22 protein-coding genes and 2 tRNA genes are annotated in these 24,971 nt (G+C 70.5%); 11 read left to right on the top strand and 13 right to left on the bottom strand.

Going from position 1 to position 24,971, the window contains the following annotated elements:
- Positions 1–44: 44 nt before the first annotated feature.
- The 5 genes from ABE505_RS08665 to lexA all read right to left on the bottom strand — a co-directional run bounded on the left by ABE505_RS08665 (position 45) and on the right by lexA (position 6,357).
- Positions 45–121 (bottom strand) — tRNA-Arg (locus ABE505_RS08665).
- A gap of 197 nt (positions 122–318) precedes the next feature.
- A complete protein-coding gene (locus ABE505_RS08660) occupies positions 319–3,564 on the bottom strand; it encodes an error-prone DNA polymerase (RefSeq protein ID WP_346444110.1) in 3,246 nt (1,081 codons plus the stop codon).
- Positions 3,565–3,607: 43 nt separating this feature from the next.
- Complete coding sequence (locus tag ABE505_RS08655) at positions 3,608–5,026, bottom strand: DNA polymerase Y family protein (RefSeq protein WP_346444111.1); 1,419 nt, start codon at positions 5,024–5,026, stop codon at positions 3,608–3,610.
- 111 nt (positions 5,027–5,137) lie between these two features.
- Entirely contained in the window at positions 5,138–5,752 is a 615-nt protein-coding gene (gene imuA / locus ABE505_RS08650; protein ID WP_346444113.1) for a translesion DNA synthesis-associated protein ImuA, read from the bottom strand.
- Positions 5,752–6,357 (bottom strand): transcriptional repressor LexA, encoded by a 606-nt coding sequence (gene lexA / locus ABE505_RS08645; RefSeq protein WP_346444114.1) that lies wholly within the window; start codon positions 6,355–6,357, stop codon positions 5,752–5,754. Before lexA ends, imuA begins: the two co-directional genes overlap by 1 nt.
- Before the next feature lie 229 nt (positions 6,358–6,586).
- Here lexA and ABE505_RS08640 point away from each other — a divergent pair, with 229 nt between their 5' ends.
- Together ABE505_RS08640 and ABE505_RS08635 are read left to right on the top strand one after the other, a co-directional pair.
- Entirely contained in the window at positions 6,587–7,384 is a 798-nt protein-coding gene (locus tag ABE505_RS08640) for an exodeoxyribonuclease III (RefSeq protein WP_346444116.1), read from the top strand.
- 66 nt (positions 7,385–7,450) lie between these two features.
- Positions 7,451–7,627, top strand: coding sequence for a DUF3606 domain-containing protein (locus ABE505_RS08635; protein ID WP_346444117.1), 177 nt, complete (start codon positions 7,451–7,453; stop codon positions 7,625–7,627).
- Positions 7,628–7,724: 97 nt separating this feature from the next.
- Here ABE505_RS08635 and ABE505_RS08630 read toward each other — a convergent pair.
- A tRNA-Ala gene (locus tag ABE505_RS08630) sits at positions 7,725–7,800 on the bottom strand.
- Between the two features lie 13 nt (positions 7,801–7,813).
- Entirely contained in the window at positions 7,814–8,944 is a 1,131-nt protein-coding gene (rnd, locus tag ABE505_RS08625; protein WP_346444119.1) for a ribonuclease D, read from the bottom strand.
- Between the two features lie 108 nt (positions 8,945–9,052).
- Here rnd and ABE505_RS08620 point away from each other — a divergent pair, with 108 nt between their 5' ends.
- A complete protein-coding gene (locus ABE505_RS08620) occupies positions 9,053–10,885 on the top strand; it encodes a formylglycine-generating enzyme family protein (RefSeq protein ID WP_346444120.1) in 1,833 nt (610 codons plus the stop codon).
- Between the two features lie 33 nt (positions 10,886–10,918).
- Positions 10,919–11,830: a M48 family metallopeptidase gene (locus ABE505_RS08615; protein ID WP_346444122.1), complete on the top strand. Its 912-nt coding sequence runs from the start codon at positions 10,919–10,921 to the stop codon at positions 11,828–11,830.
- A 19-nt stretch (positions 11,831–11,849) separates the two neighbouring features.
- Here the strand turns inward: ABE505_RS08615 and phbB (ABE505_RS08610) are convergent, their stop codons facing one another.
- The 4 genes from phbB (ABE505_RS08610) to gluQRS all read right to left on the bottom strand — a co-directional run bounded on the left by phbB (ABE505_RS08610) (position 11,850) and on the right by gluQRS (position 14,948).
- Positions 11,850–12,593: an acetoacetyl-CoA reductase gene (phbB, locus tag ABE505_RS08610; protein WP_346444123.1), complete on the bottom strand. Its 744-nt coding sequence runs from the start codon at positions 12,591–12,593 to the stop codon at positions 11,850–11,852.
- 41 nt (positions 12,594–12,634) lie between these two features.
- The gene (phaR, locus tag ABE505_RS08605; protein WP_346446195.1) at positions 12,635–13,168 is read right to left on the bottom strand and encodes a polyhydroxyalkanoate synthesis repressor PhaR; all 534 of its coding nucleotides are present in this window, start codon (positions 13,166–13,168) and stop codon (positions 12,635–12,637) included.
- An 82-nt stretch (positions 13,169–13,250) separates the two neighbouring features.
- Positions 13,251–13,991, bottom strand: a complete 741-nt coding sequence (gene phbB / locus ABE505_RS08600) for an acetoacetyl-CoA reductase (protein WP_346444124.1) — start codon at positions 13,989–13,991, stop codon at positions 13,251–13,253.
- Positions 13,992–14,045: 54 nt separating this feature from the next.
- A complete protein-coding gene (gene gluQRS, locus ABE505_RS08595; RefSeq protein ID WP_346444126.1) occupies positions 14,046–14,948 on the bottom strand; it encodes a tRNA glutamyl-Q(34) synthetase GluQRS in 903 nt (300 codons plus the stop codon).
- A gap of 149 nt (positions 14,949–15,097) precedes the next feature.
- On the opposite strand from gluQRS, the gene htpX reads away from it, so the two are divergent.
- Entirely contained in the window at positions 15,098–16,003 is a 906-nt protein-coding gene (htpX, locus tag ABE505_RS08590; protein ID WP_346444128.1) for a protease HtpX, read from the top strand.
- Between the two features lie 490 nt (positions 16,004–16,493).
- On the opposite strand, the gene ABE505_RS08585 is transcribed toward htpX, so the two are convergent.
- On the bottom strand, positions 16,494–18,578 hold the full coding sequence (locus ABE505_RS08585; protein ID WP_346444129.1) for an EAL domain-containing protein: 2,085 nt from the start codon (positions 18,576–18,578) through the stop codon (positions 16,494–16,496).
- A gap of 23 nt (positions 18,579–18,601) precedes the next feature.
- On the bottom strand, positions 18,602–19,645 hold the full coding sequence (gene epmB, locus ABE505_RS08580) for an EF-P beta-lysylation protein EpmB (protein WP_346444131.1): 1,044 nt from the start codon (positions 19,643–19,645) through the stop codon (positions 18,602–18,604).
- A 96-nt stretch (positions 19,646–19,741) separates the two neighbouring features.
- On the opposite strand from epmB, the gene efp reads away from it, so the two are divergent.
- The 6 genes from efp (at position 19,742) to folE2 (ending at position 24,882) form a co-directional block, all read left to right on the top strand.
- Positions 19,742–20,308 (top strand): elongation factor P, encoded by a 567-nt coding sequence (efp, locus tag ABE505_RS08575; protein WP_047135839.1) that lies wholly within the window; start codon positions 19,742–19,744, stop codon positions 20,306–20,308.
- Positions 20,309–20,432: 124 nt separating this feature from the next.
- Positions 20,433–21,779: a TRZ/ATZ family hydrolase gene (locus ABE505_RS08570; RefSeq protein WP_346444132.1), complete on the top strand. Its 1,347-nt coding sequence runs from the start codon at positions 20,433–20,435 to the stop codon at positions 21,777–21,779.
- A 10-nt stretch (positions 21,780–21,789) separates the two neighbouring features.
- Positions 21,790–22,500, top strand: a complete 711-nt coding sequence (gene ubiG / locus ABE505_RS08565) for a bifunctional 2-polyprenyl-6-hydroxyphenol methylase/3-demethylubiquinol 3-O-methyltransferase UbiG (protein ID WP_346444134.1) — start codon at positions 21,790–21,792, stop codon at positions 22,498–22,500.
- Positions 22,501–22,526: 26 nt separating this feature from the next.
- Positions 22,527–23,195, top strand: coding sequence for a phosphoglycolate phosphatase (locus tag ABE505_RS08560; RefSeq protein ID WP_346444184.1), 669 nt, complete (start codon positions 22,527–22,529; stop codon positions 23,193–23,195).
- On the top strand, positions 23,192–23,857 hold the full coding sequence (locus ABE505_RS08555; protein ID WP_346444136.1) for a phytoene/squalene synthase family protein: 666 nt from the start codon (positions 23,192–23,194) through the stop codon (positions 23,855–23,857). The genes ABE505_RS08560 and ABE505_RS08555 overlap by 4 nt, the downstream gene beginning before the upstream one ends.
- A gap of 113 nt (positions 23,858–23,970) precedes the next feature.
- A complete protein-coding gene (gene folE2, locus ABE505_RS08550) occupies positions 23,971–24,882 on the top strand; it encodes a GTP cyclohydrolase FolE2 (protein ID WP_346444137.1) in 912 nt (303 codons plus the stop codon).
- Positions 24,883–24,971 lie beyond the last annotated feature (89 nt).

The raw sequence follows: 24,971 nt of genomic DNA, 5'->3' as shown, positions 1-24,971 counted from the left end.
GGGTGCGACGCGGCGGGACAGCCGCTGGGGGATGGTCGCGGAACTGGCGACCCCGGCACGATTCGAACGTGCGACCTTCCCCTTAGGAGGGGGATGCTCTATCCAGCTGAGCTACGGGGCCATCCCTTCATTATAACGTCCGGGCGTTCCCCGGACGACCGCGCTGCCGGCCGGCGAGCGGCCTGGGCAAGCGCGCAGAACGGGGTGGCGTGATGCGCGGTCGCCCAGCAACGACACAGTGGCGCAGGGGGGCCGGCACGCAAAAGTAGGGAAGGCCGGTTGCGGGGGGCCAGGAACCGGGTGCGCAGGCGCCGCGGCTCAATGGAAATCGCGCGAGGGCAGCGGCATCGTGCCGAGCAGGTCGCTGAGGTCGTGCAGGTCGCCGGCGATGAGGTGGGCGACGCCGTCGACCCGTTCCCAGCGGCCGCGCACGGCGAGCAGCCGGGATTCGAGCAGGGCGCGCCGGCGGCGGATCGCCAGGTGCGACCAGACGATGACGTTGATCATGCCGGTCTCGTCCTCGAGCGTGACGAAGATCGTGCCCTTGGCCGTGGCCGGGCGCTGGCGCTGGGTCACCAGGCCGGCGACGTGCACGCCGCTGCCGTGGCGCCGGGCCTGCAACTCGCGCAGGCCGATGATCCGTCGCGCGGCCATCTGCGGACGCAGCAGCGCCATCGGATGCGGGCCCAGGCTCAGGCCCAGGGCCCGGTAGTCGGACAGGATCTCTTCGCCGGCGGCGGGCGCGGGCAGGGCGACCTCGGCCTCGTCGGGGCTGCCAGGCAGCAGCGGGCGCCGCTGCTCGATGCCGGCGACCGCCCAGCGCGCGGCATTGCGATGGCCGGCCAGCCCGCGCAGCGCATCGGCCTCGGCCAGCGCCTGGCGCGCCTTGGCCTCGAGGCCGGCGCGCAGGACCAGGTCGGCGATGTCGGCGAACGGGCGTCGGTCCCGTTCGGCGACGATGCGGTGCGCGGCCGCCTCGGGCAGCCCCGCGACCAGGCGCAGGCCGAGCCGGATTGCCGGCTGGGCGCCCGGATCGGCCTCGCTGCGCCAGGGACGGCCGCCGACCAGCGTGCTGTCGTAGTCGCTGTGCAGCACGTCGACCGGCAGCACCTCGACGCGTGCGCGCTGCGCGCTGCCGCGGCGGGCGTCCTGCACGATCTGGCTGGGCGAGTAGAAGCCCATCGGCTGGGCGTTGAGCAGCCCGCAGGCGAATGCGGCCGGCTCGTGGCGCTTGAGCCAGCAACTGGCATAGACCAGCTTGGCGAACGAGGCGGCGTGGCTCTGCGGAAAGCCGTAGGAGCCGAAGCCCTTGATCTGGTCGAAGATCTGGTCGATGAACTCGGGCGAATAGTCCTTCCGCAGCATGCGCTCGCGCACCCGCACCCGGTGCTGCTCCATGTCGCCGCCGCGCCGCCAGGCCGCCATCGAGCGCCGCAGGTGGTCGGCCTCGCTGTCGCTGTAGTCGGCCGCCTTCATCAGCAGTTCCATGACCTGCTCCTGGAACAGCGGCACGCCGAGCGTGGGTGCGAGGATGCTGCGGATCTCGTCGTTGGGATAGTCGACCGCCTCGCGACCCTGCCGCCGGCGCAGGTACGGATGCACCATGTCGCCCTGGATCGGGCCGGGGCGCACGATGGCCACTTCGACCACCAGGTCGTAGAAGCGCGCGGGCTTGAGCCGGGGCAGCATCGCCATCTGCGCGCGCGATTCGATCTGGAACACGCCGACGGTGTCGGCGATCTGGATCATCCGGTAGGTCGCCTCGTCCTCGCCGGGCAAGGTCGCGAGCGCGAAGTCCCGCCCGCGATGGCCGCGCACCAGGTCCAGCGTCTTGCGGATGCAGGTCAGCATGCCCAGCGCCAGGCAATCGACCTTGAGCAATTGCATCGTCTCCAGGTCGTCCTTTTCCCACTGGATGATCGTGCGATCGGCCATCGCCGCGTTCTCCACCGGAACCAGGTGCGAGAGCGGGGCATCGGAAATGACGAAACCGCCGACGTGTTGCGACAGGTGCCGCGGATGGCCGCGCAAGCCCTCGGTCACCAGCAGGATCTTGCGGATCAGCGGGTTGTGCAGGTCGAAGCCCGCCTCGGCGATGCGCTGTTCCATCGGCGTGTCGCCGTTGCCCCAGCCATAGCAGGTGGCCAGCAGCGCGATCTGATCGTCGGGCAGGCCGAAGGCCTTGGCGACATCGCGCACCGCGCTCTTGCCGCGGTAGCTGATCACCGTCGCGGCGAGTGCGGCCCGCTCGCGCCCGTACTTGGCGTAGACGTACTGGATGACCTCCTCGCGCCGCTGGTGCTCGAAGTCGACGTCGATGTCGGGCGGCTCGTTGCGCTCTTCGGACAGAAAGCGCGCCATCAGCAAGCGGGTCTCGTCGGGGTTCACCGCAGTGATGCCCAGCGCGTAACACACCGCTGAGTTCGCCGATGAGCCGCGGCCTTGGCACAGGATCTCCTGCTTGCGGGCGAACGCGACGATATCGGCCACGGTCAGGAAGAAGGCCTCGTAGCCCTTCTTGGCGATCAGTGCGAGCTCGAATTCGATCAGCTCGCGCACCTGGGGCGTCGGGCCGTCGGGCCAGCGCTCAATGATGCCGCGCTCGGTCAGCACCCGCAGCCAGGTGGTCGGGGCGTGGCCGTCGGGGACCAGCTCGACCGGATAGTCGTAGCGGATGCTGCGCAGGTTGAAGGTGCAGCGCGCCGCCAGCGCCGCGGCCGCCTCCATCAGCGCCGCGCCATAGATGTTGCCCAGCGCGCGCCGGGTGCGCAGGTGGCGCTCGCCATTGCGGAACAGGTGCGCGCCGCAGTCGGCCAGCGGGGTGTTGCGGGCGATCGCGGTGAGCGTGTCCTGCAGCATGCGCTCGCGCCGGGTGGCCATGTGCGCATCGCCGCTGGCCAGCGCCGGCAGCCCCAGCGTGCGCGCCAGTGCCAGCAGCGCGTCCAGGCGCGCGGCGTCATCGCGTTCGCGGTGCAGCTCTACGGCCAGGTAGGCGCGCGCGCCGAACAGGCCGTGCAGCCAGCGGCCCTCGTCCGGATCGGGGGTTTCGCCCGGCAGCCACAGCGCGAACAGCCCGTCGGCGTCGCCCTGCAGCACGGTGGCCATGTCCTCGCGTGTGAGCCGGTAATGGCCCTTGGCGGCAGCGCGCCGTGCCTGGGTGATCAGCGCGCAGAGCGTGCGGTAGCCGGCGATCGTCTCGACCAGCAGCACGCAGCGCAGGCCGTCGACGAGCCGGAATTCGCTGCCGACGATCAGCTTGAGCCCGGTGCCTTCGGAGGCTTCGAGCGCGCGCACGATCCCGGCCAGCGAGCACTCGTCGGTGATCGCCAGCGCCTCGTAGCCGCAATGCACCGCACGCTGGAACAACTGTTCGGCATCGGAGGCGCCGCGCAGGAACGAGAAATCCGACAGACAGTGCAATTCGGCGTAGGGCGGCGATCCGGCAGCGCGCGCATCGGGGGCGACCGCGTCGTTGGCCGCCTCGCGCAGCCGGTGCGCGACCGTCCAGGCCCGCGGCGGCTGGCCGCCGGGCGTATCGCGGTCGACGCCGTCGATCGTGCTCATCGCAGCGCTTCCGTGGGCGTTGGAATCGGCCTGCGCACGCTGGTCATGCGAACCACCCGTGCAGCATCCAGCCGTCGCGTTCGCCGACCGGCACGAAGGCCCAGGCGCGTTGCCCGTTCGAGGTCTCGACGCAGTAGTAGTCGCGGCGCGCGTCGCCATCGTCCCACCAGCCGCTTTCCAGCCGTTCGGGCCCGGACAGCACGCGCAGCCGCGGGTCGCGCAGGGGGACCGGCTCGGGCAACAGCCACGCCGGGCGCGGCGGCCGGGGCGGGGCGGCTTCGATGGCGGCGTCGTCGCCGGACACCCGCCGCCACGCGCGTTCGGGCCGTGGATCGCCGGCCGGGGCGACGCGATGCACGGCGTCGTCGCCCAGCCGTGCGCGCAGGCGCTCGCGCAGCTGCGGCCAGTCCACGGCCTGCTGCGGACGCGGATCGAACAGGTCGCGGCTGGCCGGCACGAATGGCGGCAACTGGTGGGCGACCAGGCCCAGCGCGACGACCGGGCGGTCGACCCCGGTGCGCTCGAGCCGGCTGCGCGCCAGTTCGAACAGCAGCGCCGGGTCGCGCTCGGGCGCGAGCAGGCCGACCTCGACCTCGGTGCGGCCGCTGGCGTGCTCGAGCCGCAGCGTGAAGCGCTGCACCCCACCGTCGCGGATCGACAGGTAGGTCGCCAGGTCGCCGGTCAGCCGGCGTAGCGGAAACAGCAGCGCGGTGTGACTCTCGACCTCGTAGCCCAGTTCAATGCGGGCATCGAACCGGTCGGGCGGGGCGTAGCAGTCGAGCGGGTCGTCGACATCGCCGTAGAGCCGATCGAGATGGTCGAGCACCGCGATCCCGCAACGGCGTCGCAGCGCATCGCGCGGCAGGCCGCGCACGTCGGCCAGGCGACGCAGGCCCATGCGGTGCAGGCGTTCGCCGGTATCGTCGGGCAGTGCCGCCCGCCGGATCGGCGCGCGGTCGAGCAGGGCCCGCAGCGCGCTCGGCTCGGTCACCGCCAGGCCGTCGCGCAGCCCGGCGAGCACGCGCGCCGCACGCGGTGTCGGCGCCAGCGCGATGCGGTGCCGGAAGCCGAGCGTGTCGAGCTCCCGACGCAGCCGATGCTCGAATGTCGGCCAGGGCCCGAACAGGCGGAAGCTCGCCTGGGCCTCGAGCACGATCGCACGCGGCCACTGCGCGCTGACCAGCGAACTGTGGCGATAGGCCCAGGCGGCGAGGAAGCGCTGGCAGCGCGCCTCGGCCCCGGCGTCGTGATCGACGGTGCGCACGTCGGCCAACAGTGCATGCGCGGCCGACAGCCGCATGCCGGATTTCAGGCCGGCGGCAGCGGCGGCGGCGTTGACCGCGTGCAGGCGTCGCAACTGCGCCGGGCCTTCGACCAGCGCCAGCGGGGCGTCGGGATCGTCGAGGCGGCGCAGGACGGCGTCGAGCGCCAGTTGCGGCAGCAGCAGGCAGGTCCAGAGCATGGCGGGTTCACGCCTGCGCGCGGGCGAAGTCGCGGGGCCTGCGCCACGGAAGCCGGAGCGCTGGCCGCGGCGCGGTCGGGACTGCGCTGCATGCGGACGGGCGCGGCGGCATCAGTGAGCCAGCCGGATCGGGCGCGCCGGCGGCTGCGCGCCGCGGCACTTGCGCACTTGCCACGCGTTGTCGGCGGGCAGATATTCCAGCCGCAGCGCGGCTGGGGAGGCGTTGACCGCGTGCCGACGGTCGCGCACCGCGAAGGCGCAGCAGTCGCCGGCGTCGGCCGCGACCTGCAACCGGCGCAGCGCACGGTCGTCGGCCGTCCGCGGCCAGCCCAGCACCGCCGCGCAGGCGCCGCTGCGCAGGCACTGTTCGAAGGCCCACAGGGCATCGCGCGGTGGCGCGACCACGATCTCCAGCCTGGCCAGGTCGACACCGCCGGCCTGCCAGGCCGGCGCATAGGCGACGTAGGGCGGATCGACCAATACCACCCGCCCGCCGGTGGCGGTCATGCGCGCCAACGCCGGCAACAGCAACGCGATCTCGCCGACGCCATCGGCCGGCAGCAGCAGTTCGGTCAGCGCGCCGCGCGGCCAGCCGCGGCCGGGCAGCACCGCATCGAGTGCGGCCATGCCGGTCGGCTCGCCATCGCCGGCCGTCGCCGTTCCGCGGCCGGCGTGCCAGACCGTGCGCGCGGCCAGCAAGGCGTCCAGGGGCAGGACCTGGCCCATCAGCCCTGCCGCACCAGTCCGCAGAACAGGCCCTCGATCGCGAAGTCGGCGCCCGGCGGCACTGCGATCGGCGCATACGCCGGGTTGCGCGGCAGCAGGCGGATGCCGTCGGCGCCCCGCTGCAGCCGCTTGATGGTCAGTTCGCCGTCGAGCCGGGCGACCACCGTCTGCCCATCGCGGGCATCGGCGCTGCGGTGCACGCCGACCAGGTCGCCGTCGAGGATGCCGTCGTCGATCATCGAGTCGCCTTGCACCTGCAGCAGGTAGTCGGGCCGCAGCGAGAACACACCGCGGTCGAGCCACAGCTGGCGGTCGAGGCCGATATCGGCACCGATCGGCACGCCCGCCGCGACCCGGCCCAGCACCGGCAGCGCCAGCAACGGCGGGCGCGTGTCCTCGCCGGGCAGGCTCAGGCCGCGCTTGTGATGTGGATGTGCCTCCAGCAAGCCGACGGCGGTGAGCGCCTGGACATGCTTGTGCGCGGCGCTGCGCGAGGCGAAACCGAAGTGCGCGGCGATCTCGGCCAGGCTCGGCGGCCGGCCGGCACGAATCCGGTCGCGGACGAAGGCCAGCACGGCGGCACGTTGGGGAGGAAGGGAGGGCATGGTGTACATTTGTACACCTTCCGCCCCCCGTTGGCGAGAGGGCAGGACCCCCGCCCGAGCGCCGCCGGCAAAACCGGGGTCAGAGTGCAATTTTTGCAAGGCGAAATTGCACTCTGACCCCGGTTTTTCTGATTTCCGACGAAGCCTCTTTTTCACCCGCTGGCCATTGCGCCGGTCCTATGGTCGGGGCCCACTGCGGCACGCAGCCCCGTCACCGGAGCCCGGCGCCATGGCGCGCAAGAAGACCCTCAAGCTGGCCACGTTCAACGTCAATGGCATCGGCAAGCGGCTGCCGCAGTTGCTGGCCTGGCTGGAGGCGGCGCGCCCGGACATCGTCGCGCTGCAGGAACTCAAGGCTGCCGATGCCGCGTTCCCGGCCCAAGCGCTGGAAGCGGCCGGCTATGGGGCGATCTGGCAGGGGCAGCGGGCCTGGAACGGCGTCGCGCTGCTCGGTCGCGATACGGTGCCGGTCGAGAGCCGGCGCGGCCTGCCTGGCGATCCGGACGATGCGCAGAGCCGCTACATCGAGGCGGCGGTGCACGGCATCGTGGTCGGCGCGCTGTACCTGCCCAACGGCAATCCGCAGCCCGGCCCCAAGTTCGACTACAAGCTCGCGTGGATGCAGCGGCTGGCCAAGCATGCGCGCACGCTGGTCGGGCTGGCGCATCCGGTGGTGCTGATGGGCGACTACAACGTCATCCCGACCGATGCGGATGTCTACGATGCCAAGGCCTGGCGCAAGGACGCGCTGATCCAGCCCGAGGTGCGCGACGCCTTCGAGCGGCTGCTGGCGCAGGGCTGGACCGATGCGCTGCGTCAGGTGCTCGGCGATCAGGCGCAGGTCTACACGTTCTGGGACCATTTCCGGCAGCACGCCGAGCGCGACCGCGGCCTGCGCATCGACCATCTGCTGGTCAACGCGGCGCTGGCCGAGCGGGTGCGCAAGGCGGGCGTGGATCGCTGGCTGCGGCTCGAGCCCGGCGCCAGCGACCATGCGCCGACCTGGATCGAGGTTGCGACCGTCTGACGCGGTTCACGCACGGCCCACATCCACGGCGGGAAGGTGGCGCCACCGCAGCCTTTGGAGACCACCATGTCCGACGACAAGCGCAAGACCGGCGCCGCCGATCGCGATCGCATCAACGTCGACGAGGATGACGAGCTTCGCTATTGGACCCAGGCGCTGGATGTCACCCCAGAGCAGTTGCGCGAAGCAGTCGCGGCCGTGGGGCCGATGGCCGCGGATGTGCGTCGCCATCTGGGCAAATAGCGCGTAACGCCAGGCGAGTGGGCGCGCCCCTTGGGCAGAACGACGAAGGGTTGGACGGCGGACCGTCCAACCCTTCGTGTTCGAACCGGGAATGACTTGGTGGAGCGGAGGAGGATCGAACTCCCGACCTTCGCATTGCGAACGCGACGCTCTCCCAGCTGAGCTACCGCCCCACGATGGGCGCAATTATACGGAGCGTTCGACCAACCCGCCAGCCTTTTCTAGCAACGGCGCGAGCGTGGGTTCGAGCTGGGCGCGGCGCCAACCCGACAACGCGCCGGGCCAGTCGGCGCCTTCGACCAAGGCTTCGAGCCACTTGCGCGAAGCGAGCACGCCATCGGGCAGGCCGAGTTCGGCGCTGCGTGCGGCCACCGCCTGTTGCAGTTGTTTCAGGCGCTTGCGGTCGGGCTCCTCGGCGCGTGCGATCGGCGCCTCGGCCTCGTCGAGCAGTTCGGTGTTCAGCGCGTCCCAGATCGCGGCGCCGAGTTTGCGCGGGGCCTTGGGATGGGCGTCGAGCCGGCGCTGCAGCGCGGCCGGATCGACCGGCGGGTCGCGAGCGAGCAGCGTCGCCAGTTCGTTGTCGAGAATCCAACTGCGTGGCCGGTCGTGACTGCGGGCGTAGTGCTCGCGCCAGCGCAGCAGGCGCAGCAGGCGGCGCTGCGCGTCGGCATCCAGAAACAGCCCGGTGCGACCGCCCAGTTGCGGCCAGCGCTCGCCTTCCATGTTGCCGGCCGTTGCCACCAGCCGCGCGCAGTCCTCCTGCAGCCAGGCCTCGCGGCCGAGCGCCGCGATCTTCGCGGCCAGCGTTTCGTGCAGCGCGAACAGGTGCTCGACATCGTCGGCGGCGTATTCGAGCTGGGTCGGCGACAGCGGCCGCCGCAGCCAGTCCGAGCGGGTTTCGCCCTTGGGCAGCGCGATGCCGAGCGTGTCCTGCACCAGCCGCTGGTAGCCCATGCCCGAACCGGTGCCGGCCAGCGCCGCGGCGATCTGGGTGTCGAACAGCGGCGCCGGCGCCACGCCGCAGGCATGGCCCAGCGCGACCAGGTCCTCGCTGGCGCTGTGCATGATCTTGACGATGGCCGGGTCGGCCAGCAGCGGGCGCAACGCCTCGAGCATGCCGGGCACCAGCGGGTCGACCAGCAGCACATCGATGCCGCCATCGTCGCGCTCGAGCGCGACCTGCACCAGGGCCAGTTGGGGCCAGAAGGTCCGCTCGCGGATGAATTCAGTGTCGAGCCCGACGCGGACGGAGGCCGCCTGGAGTCGGGACTGGAGAATCGCCGGATCGTCGATCCAGCAGGCATTGGAAGAGGGCATGCGCGACAGCCTAACGGCGGCATGCGGGAGCGGCAATCGTGAAGCCGGCGCATCGTCGCCTCGGCTGCGATCGATTAATCTGACGCGATGCGGTCATGGGAGCCAGCGTTGCGCGCAGTCGTCGTGGTCGGAGTGCTGGGCGCGTTGCTGCTGCTGGGCAGCGGCTGTGACGGCGACACCCGCAGCGAAAAGGCCTCAGGCGGCGACGGCAGCGTGACCATCAGCGGCGACGACCGGATCGCCGGTGAGCTCAACTGGCAGCCGCCACCGGTCACGATCGCCCCCGAGGCCGTCGACGAAGCCCGCAAGCGCGCTGCCGAGGCGCTGGCCGCAGACGACCTGTACGCGACCGCCGACTCGGCGATCCCGCTGTATCTGGCCCTGCAGCAAGTGCCCGGTCACGCGCGCGCGGCGCGCGCCGCGCTGCGCCGGGCCCAGGCCAAGCTGCTCGCACTGGGCGATCGTGCGCTGGACGAGGCCGACAACCGCGATTCGATCGCCGGCCTGCGCGCCGCGCACGAGTTTGCCGCGGTCGCGCGCTACCTCGCTGCCGACGACGAGGCCGTGGTCCGGTACCTGGAGCGCGTCGACGAGAGCGATCGGCTGTGGGACCTCAACCGCGAGGCCGAGCGCGCACTCGCCGCCGGCGAACTGGGCGAGGAGGGCGGCGGCGCATTGGCGGGTTTCCGCGAGGCGGCGGCGTTGCGACCCGGCCAGCCACGCGCGCTACAAGGCCTGGCCGCGGTCGAGAGCGCGCTGATCCGGCGCGCCGAGGACGCCGGCACACAGGGCGATTTCCGTACCGCCGCGCGCTGGCTGGCCTACGCCACGACCGTCCGGCCCGGCTTTGCGACCGTGCCCGATGCCGAGCGGCGCATCGCGCACATGCGCGCGGTGCGCATCCAGCGGCTGCGCGATGCCGGCGTGGAGGCGCTGCCGAAGATCAATGGCGTTGCGACCGCGCGCGCGCGACTGGCCGAGATCCTGGCGATCGCCTCGCCGGGCGACCCGGTGGCGCTGGACCTGCGCGAGCGCATCGATCGGGCGGTCCACTACGGCGACTTCCGGCCCGGCCAGGTATTCACCGATGCGCTGGAAGGCGGGGCGCGCGGGCCGCAACTGGTCGTATTGCCGCACGGCGGCTTCATGATGGGCGCACTGCCCGGCGACGAGACCGCCGACGACAACGAAAAGCCGCGCCATGCGGTCCGGTTCGAGCGGGGCTTTGCGATGGGCGTGCGCGAAGTGAGCGTGGCCGAATTCCGGCGCTTCATCGAGGCGACCGGCTACCAGACCCGTGCCATGCGCCGCGGCTTTTCGATGGTCTACGACGAGCGCACCGGCAACTTCCTGCGCCGCAGCAACGTCGACTGGCGCTCGGATTATGTCGGTCGCCCAGCCGGCGACACCATGCCGGTGCTGCATGTCAGCGCCAAGGACGCGCAGGCCTATGTCGACTGGTTGTCGGCACAGAGCGGGCAGCGCTACCGGCTACCGAGCGAGGCCGAATTCGAGTACGCGTATCGCGCCGGCACCAGCGAGCGCTGGCCGTGGGGCGAAGGCACGCCGCCGCCCGAGGCCGGCAACGTCACCGGCGCCCTCGACCGTTCGCCTTCGGGGCGGACCTGGGGCAATGCGTTCGCCGATTACGGCGACGGCTACTGGGGGCCGGCCCCGGTCGCCAGCTTCCCACCCAATCGCTGGGGGGTGTACGACCTGGCCGGCAATGTCAGCGAATGGATGGCCGATTGCTGGCATGCGACCTACCGCCGGGCGCCGGAAGACGGCTCGGCCTGGGTCAATCCGGGCTGCCGCGACCAGGTGATCCGGGGGGGCTCTTGGGCGAGCTCGCCGGCCCAGACCCGCGCCAGTTGGCGGGCACTCGCCTCCGTCGACACGACCAATGCCAGAATCGGCTTCCGCGTCGTCCGCGACCTTTGACCGCCGCCGGCCTTTCCGGCACTGGAGAACGAGATGAGACAGGATCCCTTCGGTGGCAGCCGGCAGCAGCCCGGGCGTGCGCCGCGTCGCGGCTTCAACCTGCGGTGGGTGATCCTGCTGCTGTTCGGGCTCTACGGCGCGTACTACTACATCTCCAACCGCTCGGTCGATCCGGTCACCGGGGAGACGGTGCTGATCGACCGCGGCCTGAGCGTCGACGACGAGAAGGCGCTCGGCCTGCAGGCCTACGAGGAGATTCTGGGCCAGGAGCGTGCGGTCGCGCCCGACAGCCCGGTCGCCCGCGACGTGCGCGCGATCGCCGATCGGTTGATCGCCAAGGTCGGGGTGGTCGAGGCCGAGTTGGCGCGCGAGAACGGACTGGCGCCGACGCGCTTTTCCGAGACCTTCGACTGGGAGGTCAATGTCATCGAGTCCGACCAGGCCAACGCCTTCTGCCTGCCCGGCGGCAAGATGGCGGTCTACACCGGGCTGGTGCCGGTGGCGCAGACCGCCGATGCGATGGCGGTGGTGATGGGCCACGAGATCGCGCATGCGCTGCTGCGCCACGGCGCCCAGCGCATGGCCCAGCAGCGGCTGACCCAGATCGGTCAGACCGCCGGCGCGATGAGCGGGATGGATCCCCAGCAACAGCAGATGGTCATGGCGGCCATGGGCTACGGCTATCTGCTGCCCTATGCGCGCAAGCACGAGACCGAAGCCGATGCGGTCGGGCTGATGCTTGCCGCGGCAGCGTGCTTCGATCCGCGCGAAGCGGTGCCGCTGTGGCAACGCATGGGCGAGGCCAGCGGCGGACAGGCGCCGCCGGAGTTCTCGTCGACCCATCCCAATCCCGGCACCCGCATCCAGACCCTGGAGGGACTGATGCCCAAGGCGCTCGAGTACCGCGCGAAGTTCTGCGAGGACGCACAGACCGCCACCCGCTGACCGTGCGCGGCCGGGCGCCTCAGAAGCTCATGAACAAGCCGCCGTTGACCGGCAGGTTGACGCCGGTGATGTAGCCGGCATCGTCGGCCGCCAGGAACGCGACCGCACGGGCGATGTCGTCGGGCTGGCCGACGCGGCCCACCGGCACGCTGGCGACGGTGCGCGCGAGCACCTCAGGCGGCATCGCCGCGGTCATCGGTGTGGCGACGTAGCCGGGCGACAGGCTGTTGACGGTGACGCCCTTGGCGGCGACCTCGCGTGCGAGCGCCATCGTGAATCCGTGCAGCCCGGCCTTCGCCGCGGCGTAGTTGGTCTGGCCGAAATTGCCGGTCTGGCCACTGACCGAACCGATGTTGACGATGCGCCCGAAGCCGCGCGTCGCCATGCCCTCGACCGCATGGCGGCAGAGGTTGAACACGCTGCCCAGGTCGATGTGCAGCACTTCGTCCCACTGCGTACGCGTCATCTTGCGCAGGGTGGCGTCGCGGGTGATGCCAGCGGCATTGACCAGGATGTCGAGCCGGCCATGCCGTGCTTCGATGTCGGCGACTGCCGCCGCGCAGGCGTCGAAGTCGCCGACGTCCAGCGCCAGTGTCTCGATCTGCGTCGGCAGCGGGTCGAGACCGGCCTGGCGCCGCGCAGGATCGCGAGGCAGGTCGGCGGCGACCACGCGGCAGCCAGCGGCGGCCAGACGCATGCAGATCGCGCGGCCGATGCCGCCCAGGCCGCCGGTGACCAGCGCGACTCGAGGGGGCGAGTTCATGCGGGAGGGCGCCCGGTCGGGCACGGACACGGTGCGTCGGCTCAGCGGCCGCGCTTGTCGCCCGGACGATCGGTGTGGACGCCGCCGGTCATGGTCTTCTGGAATTCCTTCCACATTTCCAGATTGCGCTCGGTGAGCTGGTTCATCATCGCCCACGGCGTCTGCCCGAGCAGGCCACCCATCTGCTGGCGGAACTGCTGCTGCTGGTCGAGGAAGACCTGCATCGAGCGTTCCAGGTAGCTGCCCATGAATCCCTGCATCGAATCGCCGTAGAAGCGGATGATCTGACTCAGCAGCTGGGTCGAGAGCACGGGTTCGCCGTCCGACTCCTGGTCGGAGATGATCTGCAGCAGGACCGAGCGGGTCAGGTCCTCGCCGCTCTTGGCATCCCGCACCTCGAAGTTCTCGCCGTCGACGATGAGTTGGCGCACGTCCTCGATGGTGATGTAGCTGGAGATTTCCGTATCGTAGAGCCGACGGTTGGGGTACTTCTTGATGATGCGCGTGGCGCCCATGAAGCCGGTACTCAAGTCTTTGATGCCGCGCAGCATGGCGCAGCGGGGAAGGGGGCGCAACTGGAACAAGGCATGAATGCGGCCGGCCGCAACGCGCTGCAGACCGTTCGCCGCGGTATGGACGCGCGGCGCGGTCGCCCCCTCACCACCCCATGTGGTGGCCACCGTTGATGTCGAGGTTGGAGCCAGTGATCCACGACGCTTCCTCGGCCACCAGGAAGTTGACCGCGTAGGCGATCTCCTCCGGGCGTCCCAGCCGCCCGGTCGGGATGTCGGCGGCGATCTTGGCGCGCACCTCCTCGGGCACCGCCATCACCATGTCGGTGGCGACGTAGCCGGGCGAGACCGTGTTGACGGTGATGCCGAGCTTGGCGTTCTCGCGCGCCAGCGAAATCGTGAAGCCGTGCATGCCGGCCTTGGCCGCGGCGTAGTTGGCCTGGCCGTACTGCCCCTTGAGGCCGTTGATCGAGCTGATCTGGATGATCCGGCCCCACTTGCGCTCGCGCATGCCCTCGATCACCGGACGGGTGACGTTGTAGACCGAGTTGAGATTGGTGCCGATGACGTCCTGCCACTGCTGCGGTTGCATCTTGTGGAACGTGCCGTCGCGGGTGATGCCGGCGTTGTTGATCAGGATATCGATAGGCCCGAGCTGAGACTCCAGCTCGCGCACCATGCGCTCGGCCTCGACGTGGTCGGACACATCCCCGGCCGCGATCGCGACCTCGTAGCCGGCCTCGCGCAACTGCCGCTGCCAGGCTTGCGCTTTTTCGGCGTTGCGGTAGTTGGTGGCGACGCGATAGCCGCTGTCGGCCAGGCGCCTGACGATGGCCGTGCCGATACCGCCGGTGCCGCCGGTGACCAATGCCACGCGTGCGCTCATTGCCGCCCTCCCATTGCGATGCAGGCGTCGCCCCCATGGCGACGACAAGCCAGTCTAGCCATGCTGACAAGCGCGTCCAGTGTGCGATGCACCAACCGGATCGACGATCGGAATGCGCGCCGGATCGAAGCACTCGAGCGCGCGCGCGCGCCAGGCCTGCACGCTGTCGGCCGCGAGCGGCGATTGCCCCAGCGCCTGCCAGGCCGCGCGCAGGGCGGGCAGAGGAGCGGCCGGGTCGGGCGCCTCCGCGCCGAGAGACTTGGACAGCTTGCGCCCGGTGGCGTCGCGCAGCAGCGGCAGGTGCGCGTGGCGCGGGATGGGCAGCCCGAGCCGCTGCTGGAGCAGGATCTGCCGTGGTGTGGAATCGAGCAGGTCGGCGCCGCGGACCACGTCGGTGATGCCCTGGTCGGCATCGTCGACGACCACCGCCAACTGGTAGGCCCACAGTCCGTCGGCCCGGCGCAGCACGAAATCGCCGACCTCCGTCCACAGGTCCTGTTCGATCCGGCCGCGCAGCGCATCGTCGAACGCGATCTGCGTACCCGGCGGCACGCGCAGGCGGATCGCCGGGTCCGGGCGCGGGCGGGGTGCGACGCAACGACCGCGATGGATCCCGCCGGCCGCCGCCAGCGTGCTGCGGGTGCAGTGGCAGACGAACGCATGGCCGTCGGCCAGCAGCCGGTCGAGCGCCGCCTGGTACAGGGCCTCGCGGGCACTCTGGCGCACGACCTCGCCGTCCCAGTCCAGACCGCAGGCGCGCAGCATCGCCAACTGGGCGTCGGCCGCGCCGGCGACCTCGCGTGGCCGGTCCACATCCTCGATCCGCACCCGCCACTGCCCACCGCTACGGCGCGCCATCAGCCAGCTGCCGAGCGCGGCGACCAGCGACCCGGCATGCAGGGGCCCGGTCGGGGACGGCGCAAAGCGGCCGCAAGGGGGAAGGGCAGAAGGCGACATCGCGCCGGAACTGTCTCGAACATGAACTGTCACGGGGCGCACACTGTGGCATCGCGGCCCGTGAATTGAAATCATGGGGGCGCGTGCGCAAATTCTTCGCACACATTCCGACTCCCGCCAGACGCAGGCAGACCTCAAAAAGGCCCCCGATGCTCAAGCGCTACGCCCTCCTCATCGCCACCAACTTCGCCGTGCTGGCCCTGGTCAGCATCGTCATGGCCGTGCTCGGCATCAATCCTTCGACCTATGCCGGGTTGCTGGTGTTCGCCGCGCTGTTCGGATTCGGCGGTGCGTTCTTCACGCTGGCGATCTCCAAATGGTCGGCCAAGCGCTTCACCGGTGCCCAGGTGATCACCGAGCCGCGCAACGAGGCCGAGCGTTGGCTGCTGACGACCGTGCAGCGGCAGGCGCAGATGGCCGGTATCGGCATGCCCGAGGTCGCGATCTACGACGCGCCGGAGATCAACGCGTTCGCCACCGGCGCCCGCCGCGACGCCTCGCTGGTGGCGGTATCGACCGGCTTGCTGCGCGCGATGACGCGCGAAGAGGCCGAGGCGGTGCTGGCGCACGAGGTCAGCCACGTCGCCAATGGCGACATGGTGACGATGACGCTGCTGCAGGGCGTGCTCAACACCTTCGTGATCTTCCTGGCCCGCGTGGTCGGCCGTGCGATCGACGGCTACCTGAGCGGCGGCCGCGATAACGGCGGTGGTGGCATTGCCTATTTCACGATCGTGTTCGTGCTCGACATGATCTTCGGTCTGTTCGCGTCGATGATCGCGATGTGGTTCTCGCGCCATCGCGAGTTCCGCGCCGATGCCGGCGGTGCCCAGTTGGCGGGCCGCGAGAAGATGATCGCCGCGCTCGAGCGGCTGGCGCAGACCTATGGCGAGAGCACGCTGCCCAAGCAGGTCGCTGCGTTCGGCATCAGCGGCGGCGTCGGCGGTGGCCTCAAGCGCCTGCTGATGAGCCATCCGCCGCTCGAGGAGCGCATCACCGCGCTGCGCAACGCCAACCTCGACGGCAGCAGCGTCCGGCAGGGCGTGGTGGCCTGAGCCTCATGTGCTAGTGGAACGAAAAGCCCGCCTCTTCGGCGGGCTTTTTTTTGTGAGGTGCGGTGACCGACTTCTATTTCGGATGGGCATCGGCCGGCCGGAAGCCGCTCTCCCCTCGGCAGGTCCCGTGCGCGGTCCGGCCACGCGAAGCACGCGTGGCGTTCGCATGGATGCGCGGCATGCCGCGCACGCCATCCATGCTCACTCTGCCTTGACTCGGGCGCGGCCACCGGTGGCCAGTCCGCTACCGAGATCGTTTGAGACGGAAAACCGGGGTCAGAGTGCAATTTCGCGAGGCGAAATTGCACTCTGACCCCGGTTTGTCATCCATGGATGGATGACCGAGCCGGGGAGCAGTCCCCGGCCGGCGCGACGCGCGTTCCGGAGAAGAAAGCCCTGATCGAGTGATCGAGTGATCGGGTGGGCACAAGCCAGATTCCCCTGACGTCGGCCAAGCATTTTCGGAGCGCGGATTCGCGCCGCGTGGTGGCTACTCGAAGTCGTAGTGCATGCCCGGGCCGGCGGGTGCGAGGAAATTGCCTTGCACGTAGTCGATGCCGGCGGCGAACAGGATCGACATGCTGGCCGCGTCCTGGACGAACTCGGCGATCGTGCGGATGCCGATCTGACGCGCACGCGCTGCGATCTCGCCGATGCGGGCCTGGTTGTCGGCGTTGGCTGGCAGGTCCTGAGTGAAACTGCGGTCGAGCTTGAGCAGATTCGGCTGCAGATGGCTCAGCAACTGGAACGAATCCAGCCCCGCGCCGAACTGCTCGAGCGCAAAGACGCAGTCGAGGCGGGCGACGTGGGCTGCGAAGGCCTGTGTCGCCTTGAGATGCGTGAATACCTTGGACTCGGGCAACTGCACGACCAGATACCGGCCCGGCACTTGGTGATGGGCCAGTTGCTCGCCGATGAACGCCGCAAGCCCCGACGCCTCGAGCGACGCCTGGCTGACCTTCACCAACAGCGTCGTGGGGCGTCCCTCGTGCAGGCGCCGGGCGATTGCGGCGATCGCCCGGCCGACCACATAGCGGTCGATCTGGGCGAGCATGCCGTGGTCCTCGGCGATCTGCAGGAATGTGCCCGGCGCGACGAGTTCGCCGTCGCCGCTGTCGAGCCGCAGCAGGCATTCGTAGACCGGCGCGGTATCGCCCTGCAGGTTGATCACCGGCTGGTAGTGCAGCACGAACCCATCGTGGTCGAGCGCGGTGCGCAGCCGCGCGATCCACAACTGCAGCCGCTCCTGCTCCAGCCGGTCGGCAGCGCCCGGGTCGAACACCTCGCACTGGTCGCCACCGGCGCCGGAAGCCGACTCCAGTGCCTGCGTCGCGCGTGCCAGGACCTGGCCGAGGTTGGCGCTGGTTTCGCCGATCTGGATGCCGCCGATGCTCAACGTCACCACGGTCGAGCGCGCGCCCACCTCGAACACATGATCGGCGAAGCCCGCTCGCAGGTGCTCGGCCAAGGCGGCTGTGGCGTGGTAGTCACCCTCGCGCAGCAGCACCGCGAAGGTCGTGCCGCCGTAACGCGCGGCGATCGCCGTCCCTTCGAGCAGCGACTCGAGCCGCGCGGCGACGGCCGCCAGCAGCTCGTCGGCATGGTCCAGGCCGATGTCGGCCAGCAGTTGCTGGTGGCGGTCGGGCTCGATCATCAGAAAACCGTGCCGCGATTGCCCGCGCGCAGCGTCGTCAACCGCGTCCTCGAGTTCGCGCAGGAACGCCGGCCGATTGAGCAGGCCGGTGACGTGGTCGCGCTGGCGCAGCGCTTCGAGCTCGTAGGCGAGCTCCGGATCGATCAACTCCCGGCGCCGGAATACGACCTGCAGGCAGGGTTCGCCCTCGTACTGGGCGGCCGTGAACTCCATGGCGGCCGGAAACGCCTGACCCTCCGCATCGCGGGCCTCGATCTCGTGGCGCAGCGGCGGCGGCTCGCCGCGGCTGAGCGACTTGAGCAGGGCCTTGAAGGCATCGACATGCTGCGGCGCCACCATGTCCAACAGCGAGACGCCTTCGATCTGCTGGAAGTCGCCGTAGCCGAACATTTCCAGGTAGGCCGCGTTGGCGCGGATGTGCATGCCCTCGTGGATGTAGGCGATGGGATCGCGCGAGGAGTCGATCAGCGCATCGCAGCGGCGTTCGCTTTCGCGGACCCGTGCCTCGAGCCGTCGCAGGTTGCGCCGCGCCTGGCGGTCGGCCCAGGCATCGCGCACCGCGGCCAGCAGTTGCTGCGGAGCGTGGCGCAACGCCACCGTGCGCGCGCCTCCGAGCACTGCGTCGACGAACGCGGCCTCGTCGAGCGTATCGACCAGCGCGATGACCGGGATGTCCTGGCCGCTGTCGGCGATGCATTGCATCGCCCGCGCGAAGGGCAGGGTGACCGCCGCCTGCGCGGCGATCGCCACGTCGATGACCTGGCCGGTCAGCATGTGGCCCAGCTCGTCGGAAGAGGCCGCCCGCAGCGGGCGCACGGCGATGCCGGCATTGCGCAACCCACTGACGACCGCCTCGGCATCCTCGACGCGTTCGTCGACAATCAGCAGGCGCAGCGCGGAATCGGCGTTGCTCTCTGGCATGCGGGTCTCCGGTGATGAGCGCCTTATGCCACGGGGGGCGCCAGGCGTCCATCCGAGGACTGGGTCAAGGCGCGCTTGGATGTGTCGCCGGCGACCTCGCGGACCAGCCGCGGCACCAGATAGCCAGACTGCCGGGCCACCAGCGCGGCGTGCAGCGCGAGCGCGGTCGCATCGTCGACCTCGAAGTGGGCCGCGCCGGCGACACGGTCGAGCTGATGGAGATAGTAGGGCAGCACACCGGCGTCGAGCCCGCGTTCGGCAAGTGCCGCCAGCGTCTCGACGCGGTCGTTGACCCCCTTGAGCAGAACCGCCTGGTTGAGCAGCACTGCGCCGGTGGCGCGCAGGCGGCGCATCGCCGTATCGACATCGCTGTCGAACTCGTTGGCGTGGTTGGCGTGGACCACGATCACCAGCGGCCAGGGCAGTGCGGACAGCCAGTCGGTCAACTCAGCGTCGACCCGCTCTGGCAGCACGATCGGCAGGCGGGTGTGGATGCGCAGGCGACGCACATGAGGAATGCCGCGCAGCGCATCGGTCAGTTCGACGAGTTTGGCGGTCGACAGCGACAGCGGGTCGCCGCCCGACAGCAGGACCTCCTCGATCGAAGCGTCGTCGCGGATCGCCGCCAGTGCCGCGCCCCAGCCGCCGGCCGCCGCGGTTTCCTCGGCATAGGGAAAATGGCGACGGAAGCAGTAACGGCAATGCACCGCGCAGCTGCCGGTCGCCACCAGCAGCGCGCGGCCGGCGTACTTCTGGATCACGCCATGCCCAGCCTTGGCCGCGCCGTCGCCCACCGCGTCCAGGCCGAAACCGGGCGCCGGGCGCAGTTCCGCATCCAGCGGCAGGACTTGGCGCAACAGCGGGTCGGAGGGGTCGCCGGGACGCATCCGCGCCACGAAGCCGCGCGGGACCCGCAGGGGGAACTGGGCGGCCGCCTCGGGCGACAGGCCCAGCGCCTGGGGCTGCAGGCCGAGCAGGTCGAGCAACTCGCGCGGATCGCGCACGGCATCGCGCCAGAGCTGCTGCCAGCGGCGCGGCTGCGTCGGAAGGGGGGCTGCGGGTATCATGTACGACTGCGATCCAATTCGAGCCGGCCGCGTGCACCGCTGCCGGGAAACCCCATAGTGTAGCCGCCGGCAACGCCGGCCCAGCAGGAGCGAGCGATGGCCAGTTATGGCATGAACGACGTCAAGAATGGCCAGAAGATCCTGGTCAACAACGAGCCCGCGGTCATCACCGACACCGAATACGTCAAGCCGGGCAAGGGCCAAGCGTTCACGCGCGTGAAGTACCGCCAGATCCGCACGGGCCGGGTGCAGGAAATCACGATGAAGAGCACCGACTCCGTCGAAGCGGCCGACGTGCTCGACACCGACATGCAGTACCTCTACAGCGACGGCGAGTACTGGCACTTCATGAACCCCGAATCGTTCGAGCAGGTGCAGGCCGACAAGGCCGGCATGGGCGGCGCGGAGAAGTGGCTCAAGGGCGAGGAAGAGTGCGTGGTGACGCTGTGGAACGGCACGCCGATCGCAGTCCAGCCGCCGAACTTCGTCGAGCTGCAGATCACCGAGACCGATCCGGGCGTGCGCGGCGACACCTCGGGCGGCGGCGGCAAGCCGGCGACTCTGGAGACCGGCGCGGTGGTCCGCGTGCCGCTGTTCGTCGGCCAGGAGGAAGTCATCAAGGTCGACACCCGGTCGGGCGAGTACGTCAGCCGCGTCAAGTGATCGACCCGCAGCGGCGCCGCCCGCAGGCGGCCTGCTGCGCGTCCACCATCGCCCGCGCGGCCGCGAACGCGCCGATCGCGCGCGGCGTCCACCGACGCTTCCTGCGTACCGATCGAGGCCCCGCATGACAGACAGTTCCGCTCCCCAGTCCATCGACCTGCTGATCGAGGCCGGGCACGTCGTGCCGGTCGAGCCGCACGCGGTCGTGCTCGACGACCATGCCGTCGCAATCCACCGCGGCGAGATCGTCGCGGTGCTGCCGACCGCTGAGGCCCGGCAGCGCTTCGCGCCGGCCCAGACCGTCCAGCGCCCGCACGCGGCGCTGCTGCCGGGCTTGGTCAACGCGCATACGCACAACCCGATGACGCTGCTGCGCGGGATCGCCGACGACCTGCCGCTCAAAGTCTGGCTGCAGCAGCACATCTGGCCGGTCGAGGGTGCGGTGATCGGCCCGGAGTTCGTCGCCGACGGCGTCACGCTGGCGTTGGCCGAGATGCTCCGCGGCGGCACCACTTGCGTCAACGAGAACTACTTCTTCCCCGATGTGCAGGCGGCGGTCTATCGCCAGCACGGGTTCCGGGCGCGCATCGGCTTGCCGGTCATCGATTTTCCGACCGCCTGGGCCAGCAGCGACGACGAGTATTTCGACCGCGCCGGCGAGGTCCACGATCAGTGGCGCGACGATCCGCTGATCGCAACCGCATTCGCGCCGCATGCGCCCTACACGGTCAACGACGCCAATTTCGAGCGCGTGCGGATGCTCGCCGACCAGCTCGATGTGCCAGTCCACCTGCACCTGCACGAGACCGCCCAGGAGGTCGAGCAGTCGCTGCAAGAGTACGGCCAGCGCCCGTTCGCCCGACTCGACCGGCTGGGCCTGATCAATGACCGCCTGATCGCGGTGCACATGACCCAGCTGACCGAAAGCGAGATCCACCTGTGCGCCGAGCGGGGCGTCAGCGTCGTGCATTGCCCCGAATCCAACCTCAAGCTCGCTTCGGGCTTCTGCCCGGCCTGCGCGCTCGAGCGCGCAGGCATCAACGTGGCGATCGGCACCGATGGCGTCGCCAGCAACAACGACCTGGACATGTTCGGCGAGACCCGCACCGCGGCGATCCTCGCCAAGGCCGTGGCCGGCGATGCGGCCGGGTTCGACGCGTTCACCGCAATGCGCGCGGCCACGCTCGGCGGCGCGCGCGCGATCGGCTTCGGCGACCGGATCGGCTCGATCGAGGTCGGCAAGCAGGCCGACCTGATCTGCGTCGACCTGTCGCCGATCGAGACCCAGCCGCTGCACCATGTCGTCTCGCAACTGATCTACGCGACCGGGCGCCATCAGGTCAGCGATGTCTGGATCGCCGGGCAGCCCAAGCTGCGCGAGCGCGCACTGGTCGGATTCGACCTGGAGGCGATCGCCGCCAATGCCCGCCAGTGGCGGGACCGCATTTCCACGCTCCGCACCGGGGCATGACGAGGCCCGCATGAACGCCCGACACGAGAACTACGATCAGGCCGAGCTCGACAAGTTCGGCGCGCTGGCCAGCCGCTGGTGGGATGTCGACGGGCCGCAGCGCCCGCTGCATGCGCTCAATCCGGCCCGGCTCGAGTACGTGCGCGCCCGCGCCCGGCTCGATGGCGCCGACGTGCTCGATGTCGGCTGCGGCGGTGGCCTGCTGAGCGAGGCCATGGCCCGGGTCGGCGGCAAGGTGACCGGTATCGATCTGGCTGAGGATCTCGTCAAGGTCGCACGCCTGCACGGGTTGGAAACCGGCATCCAGGCCGACTATCGCGTGCAGTCGGTGGAGGCGCTGGCCGCCGAGCGTCCCGGCAGCTACGACGTCGTGACCTGCATGGAAATGCTCGAGCACGTGCCCGACCCAGCGGCGATCCTGCAGGCCTGCGCAACGCTGCTGCGCCCCGGCGGGCACCTGTTCGTGTCCACGCTCAATCGCACCCCGGCCGCATTCGCGTTGGCGATCGTCGGCGCCGAGTATGTCGCCCGGCTGCTGCCGCGCGGCACGCACCGCTACGCAAGTTTCATCCGCCCGTCCGAGCTTGCCGGCTGGCTGCGCGAGGCCGATCTGCGGCTCGAGGATGTCAGCGGGCTGATGTACGAGCCCTGGCGCAATGCCGCCCGGCTGGTCCGCCGGACCGACATCAACTACGTCGCCTGGGCGCGGAAGCCGGCGTGAGCGGCGCGACGACTGCGCAGGTCACGATGGCGTTCCCGGCCGGCGCGCTGTTCGATCTGGACGGCACCTTGCTCGACAGCGCCCCCGACATGCTGGCAACGGTCAACCGGATGCTTGGCGCGCGCGGCCGCCCGCCGCTGGCGCTGGCCGACATCCGCCCGGTGGTCTCGCGCGGCGCGCGGGCGATGGCCGCTGTCGCGTTCCCCGAACTCGATGCCGAGGGCGTGCTTGCCCTGGTGCCGGAGTTCCTGACCGTCTACGGCGAGGAACTGGGCCGGCACAGCCGCCCGTTCGATGGCGTGGAGGCCATGCTGGCCGCGCTCGAGGCCGCGGGCACGCGCTGGGGCATCGTCACCAACAAGCCCGAAGCGCTCGCACAACGCATCCTGCCGCAGCTTGGCTGGCAGGACCGCTGCGCGGTGCTGATCGGCGGCGACACTCTGGCCGAGCGCAAGCCGCATCCGTTGCCGCTGCTGCACGCCGCCGCGGCCATCGGTATCCCAGCACGCGACTGCGTCTATGTCGGCGACGACGCGCGCGACATCCTCGCCGCGCGGGCGGCCGACATGCCGTCGATCGTCGCGCTGTGGGGTTATCGGCTGGACGATGACGATCCGAGCGCCTGGCAGGGCGATGTGATGCTCGATACGCCCGAGGCCCTGTCGCAGCCCGCTGCCTGGCCGCGTCCGGCATGAGCGCGTCGCCGCACGACGATGATTTCCTGGCCAAGTGGCAGGCCCGGTGGCCGGAATGGCGCATCGGCTTGGCCTTCGTCGCTCCGGAGTTGCGTGAGCGCACGCAGGCCTGGTTCGCGTTGCTCGACGAGTTCGGGGAGGCCGCCTGGGGCGGCAGCGATCCCACGCCCGGCCTGGCCAAGCTGGCCTGGTGGCAGGAGGAACTGCAGGGCTGGGAGAAGGGCGCGCGTCGGCATCCACTGGCGGTGCACCTGCAACGGCATGCCGCGCCCTGGGGCACGCTGGCGCTCGCACTGCGGCTGCTGCCGGCCACGCGCGATGCCGCCCCCGAGCCGGCCGCCCACCTGGAGCGGTTGCACGACCTCGCCTTGGCCGTGGCCGCCTGCGAGATGGCGTTGTTCGGCGACGACAGCCGCGACAGCGGGGACGGGCGCATCACCGCCGCGCCGCTGCTGGCGCCGCAGGCGATGCTGCGCGGCGACCAGTCGCTGGCCGCACGGCTGCTCGCGCGCTGGCCGCAGCGCGACGGCGGGACCCGGCCGCGCCGGATCGGCAATGCAATCATCGCCGCTCGCCTGCGGCCACTGGCGCGGCACGGACAGTTGCGCCCGACCAACGGACTGGCCGTGCTCTGGCTGGGTTGGCGCGCGGCCCGCGGCTGAGCCACGCGGGCCTGCGCGACACGCTGCGTTGCAGGGCACGGACCCGGAGAGCCGTTAAACTGCGTGGCCCACGCCCGTCCGGGCGTCGTCCCGTCCCCCCCGCGAGCGCAGCCTTGAGCGATTCAGTCCGTCCTCCCGTTCTTCCCGATGTCGCCGGCGACCAGGCCCAGGCGGCGCGTCTGCTCGATTGGGTGGGCATGGCGGAGATCGCGTTGCCGTTGCGCGTCGAGGACGGGGATGGGCAAGCGGTGACCGTGCCGGCGCGTGCCGATATCGGCGTGAATCTGATCGATCCCGATGCGCGCGGCATCCACATGTCGCGGCTGTATCTGCACCTGCAGGACGCGTTGGCGCGCGAGACGCTCGGGCGCGATACGCTCGCACGCGTGCTGGCCGATTGCATCGACTCCCAGCGCGGCCTGGCCGATCGTGTGCACCTGACGCTGAAGTACGGCCAGTTGCTGCGCCGTCGTGCCCTGGCCAGCGATCACAGCGGCTGGAAGACCTATCCGATCGAGCTCGATGCGGTGCTGGGCCCCGACGGCCTGGCACTCACGCTGACGCTCTCGGTCGAGTACTCCAGCACATGCCCGGCCTCGGCGGCGCTGTCGCGCCAGCTCAACGCGGCCCGGTTCGCTGCTGACTTCGCCGGCAGCGCGCCGAGCTTCGACGCAGTGCACGACTGGCTGGCCTCGCCGCGCGGCCTGGCGGCGACGCCGCATGCCCAGCGCAGCCGCGCGACAGTGCGCCTGCGGCTGTCGCCCGATGTCGATGCGTTGCCGGTTCTGTCGCTGATCGATGCACTCGAACTCGCGCTCGGCACCCCGGTCCAGACCGCGGTCAAGCGCGAGGACGAGCAGGCGTTCGCTGCGCTCAACGCCGAGCATCTGATGTTCTGCGAGGACGCTGCCCGCCGCGTCGCTGCGGTGCTCAGCGCCGATCCGCGCGTGGCACGGTTCGAAGCGACCGTCGCCCATTTCGAAAGCCTGCACGCGCACGACGCGGTAGCACGCGTCAGCGGCTGACCGGGGACCTCACGACCGACGGGGATCCTTGGTCTCGCGGCCAGCAGCCGTGAATGGAAAGGGGCGGCCGAAGCCGCCCCTTTTTCAGG

Source organism: Luteimonas sp. TWI382 (assembly GCF_039674545.1).
In the GTDB taxonomy this organism is placed as follows: Bacteria; Pseudomonadota; Gammaproteobacteria; order Xanthomonadales; family Xanthomonadaceae; genus Luteimonas.
Note: the sequence above shows the minus strand (reverse complement) of the source record. Positions and strands in the feature narration are given on the sequence as shown.

Bases quoted from the DNA above. Each gene is read 5' to 3' on its own strand.
- ABE505_RS08660 (WP_346444110.1), bottom strand. From the start codon at position 3,564: ATGAGCACGATCGACGGCGTCGACCGCGATACGCCCGGCGGCCAGCCG.
- ABE505_RS08655 (WP_346444111.1), bottom strand. From the start codon at position 5,026: ATGCTCTGGACCTGCCTGCTGCTGCCGCAACTGGCGCTCGACGCCGTC.
- imuA (WP_346444113.1), bottom strand. From the start codon at position 5,752: ATGGGCCAGGTCCTGCCCCTGGACGCCTTGCTGGCCGCGCGCACGGTC.
- lexA (WP_346444114.1), bottom strand. From the start codon at position 6,357: ATGCCCTCCCTTCCTCCCCAACGTGCCGCCGTGCTGGCCTTCGTCCGC.
- ABE505_RS08640 (WP_346444116.1), top strand. From the start codon at position 6,587: ATGGCGCGCAAGAAGACCCTCAAGCTGGCCACGTTCAACGTCAATGGC.
- ABE505_RS08635 (WP_346444117.1), top strand. From the start codon at position 7,451: ATGTCCGACGACAAGCGCAAGACCGGCGCCGCCGATCGCGATCGCATC.
- rnd (WP_346444119.1), bottom strand. From the start codon at position 8,944: ATGCCCTCTTCCAATGCCTGCTGGATCGACGATCCGGCGATTCTCCAG.
- ABE505_RS08615 (WP_346444122.1), top strand. From the start codon at position 10,919: ATGAGACAGGATCCCTTCGGTGGCAGCCGGCAGCAGCCCGGGCGTGCG.
- phbB (WP_346444123.1), bottom strand. From the start codon at position 12,593: ATGAACTCGCCCCCTCGAGTCGCGCTGGTCACCGGCGGCCTGGGCGGC.
- phbB (WP_346444124.1), bottom strand. From the start codon at position 13,991: ATGAGCGCACGCGTGGCATTGGTCACCGGCGGCACCGGCGGTATCGGC.
- gluQRS (WP_346444126.1), bottom strand. From the start codon at position 14,948: ATGTCGCCTTCTGCCCTTCCCCCTTGCGGCCGCTTTGCGCCGTCCCCG.
- htpX (WP_346444128.1), top strand. From the start codon at position 15,098: ATGCTCAAGCGCTACGCCCTCCTCATCGCCACCAACTTCGCCGTGCTG.
- ABE505_RS08585 (WP_346444129.1), bottom strand. From the start codon at position 18,578: ATGCCAGAGAGCAACGCCGATTCCGCGCTGCGCCTGCTGATTGTCGAC.
- epmB (WP_346444131.1), bottom strand. From the start codon at position 19,645: ATGATACCCGCAGCCCCCCTTCCGACGCAGCCGCGCCGCTGGCAGCAG.
- efp (WP_047135839.1), top strand. From the start codon at position 19,742: ATGGCCAGTTATGGCATGAACGACGTCAAGAATGGCCAGAAGATCCTG.
- ABE505_RS08570 (WP_346444132.1), top strand. From the start codon at position 20,433: ATGACAGACAGTTCCGCTCCCCAGTCCATCGACCTGCTGATCGAGGCC.
- ubiG (WP_346444134.1), top strand. From the start codon at position 21,790: ATGAACGCCCGACACGAGAACTACGATCAGGCCGAGCTCGACAAGTTC.
- ABE505_RS08560 (WP_346444184.1), top strand. From the start codon at position 22,527: ATGGCGTTCCCGGCCGGCGCGCTGTTCGATCTGGACGGCACCTTGCTC.
- ABE505_RS08555 (WP_346444136.1), top strand. From the start codon at position 23,192: ATGAGCGCGTCGCCGCACGACGATGATTTCCTGGCCAAGTGGCAGGCC.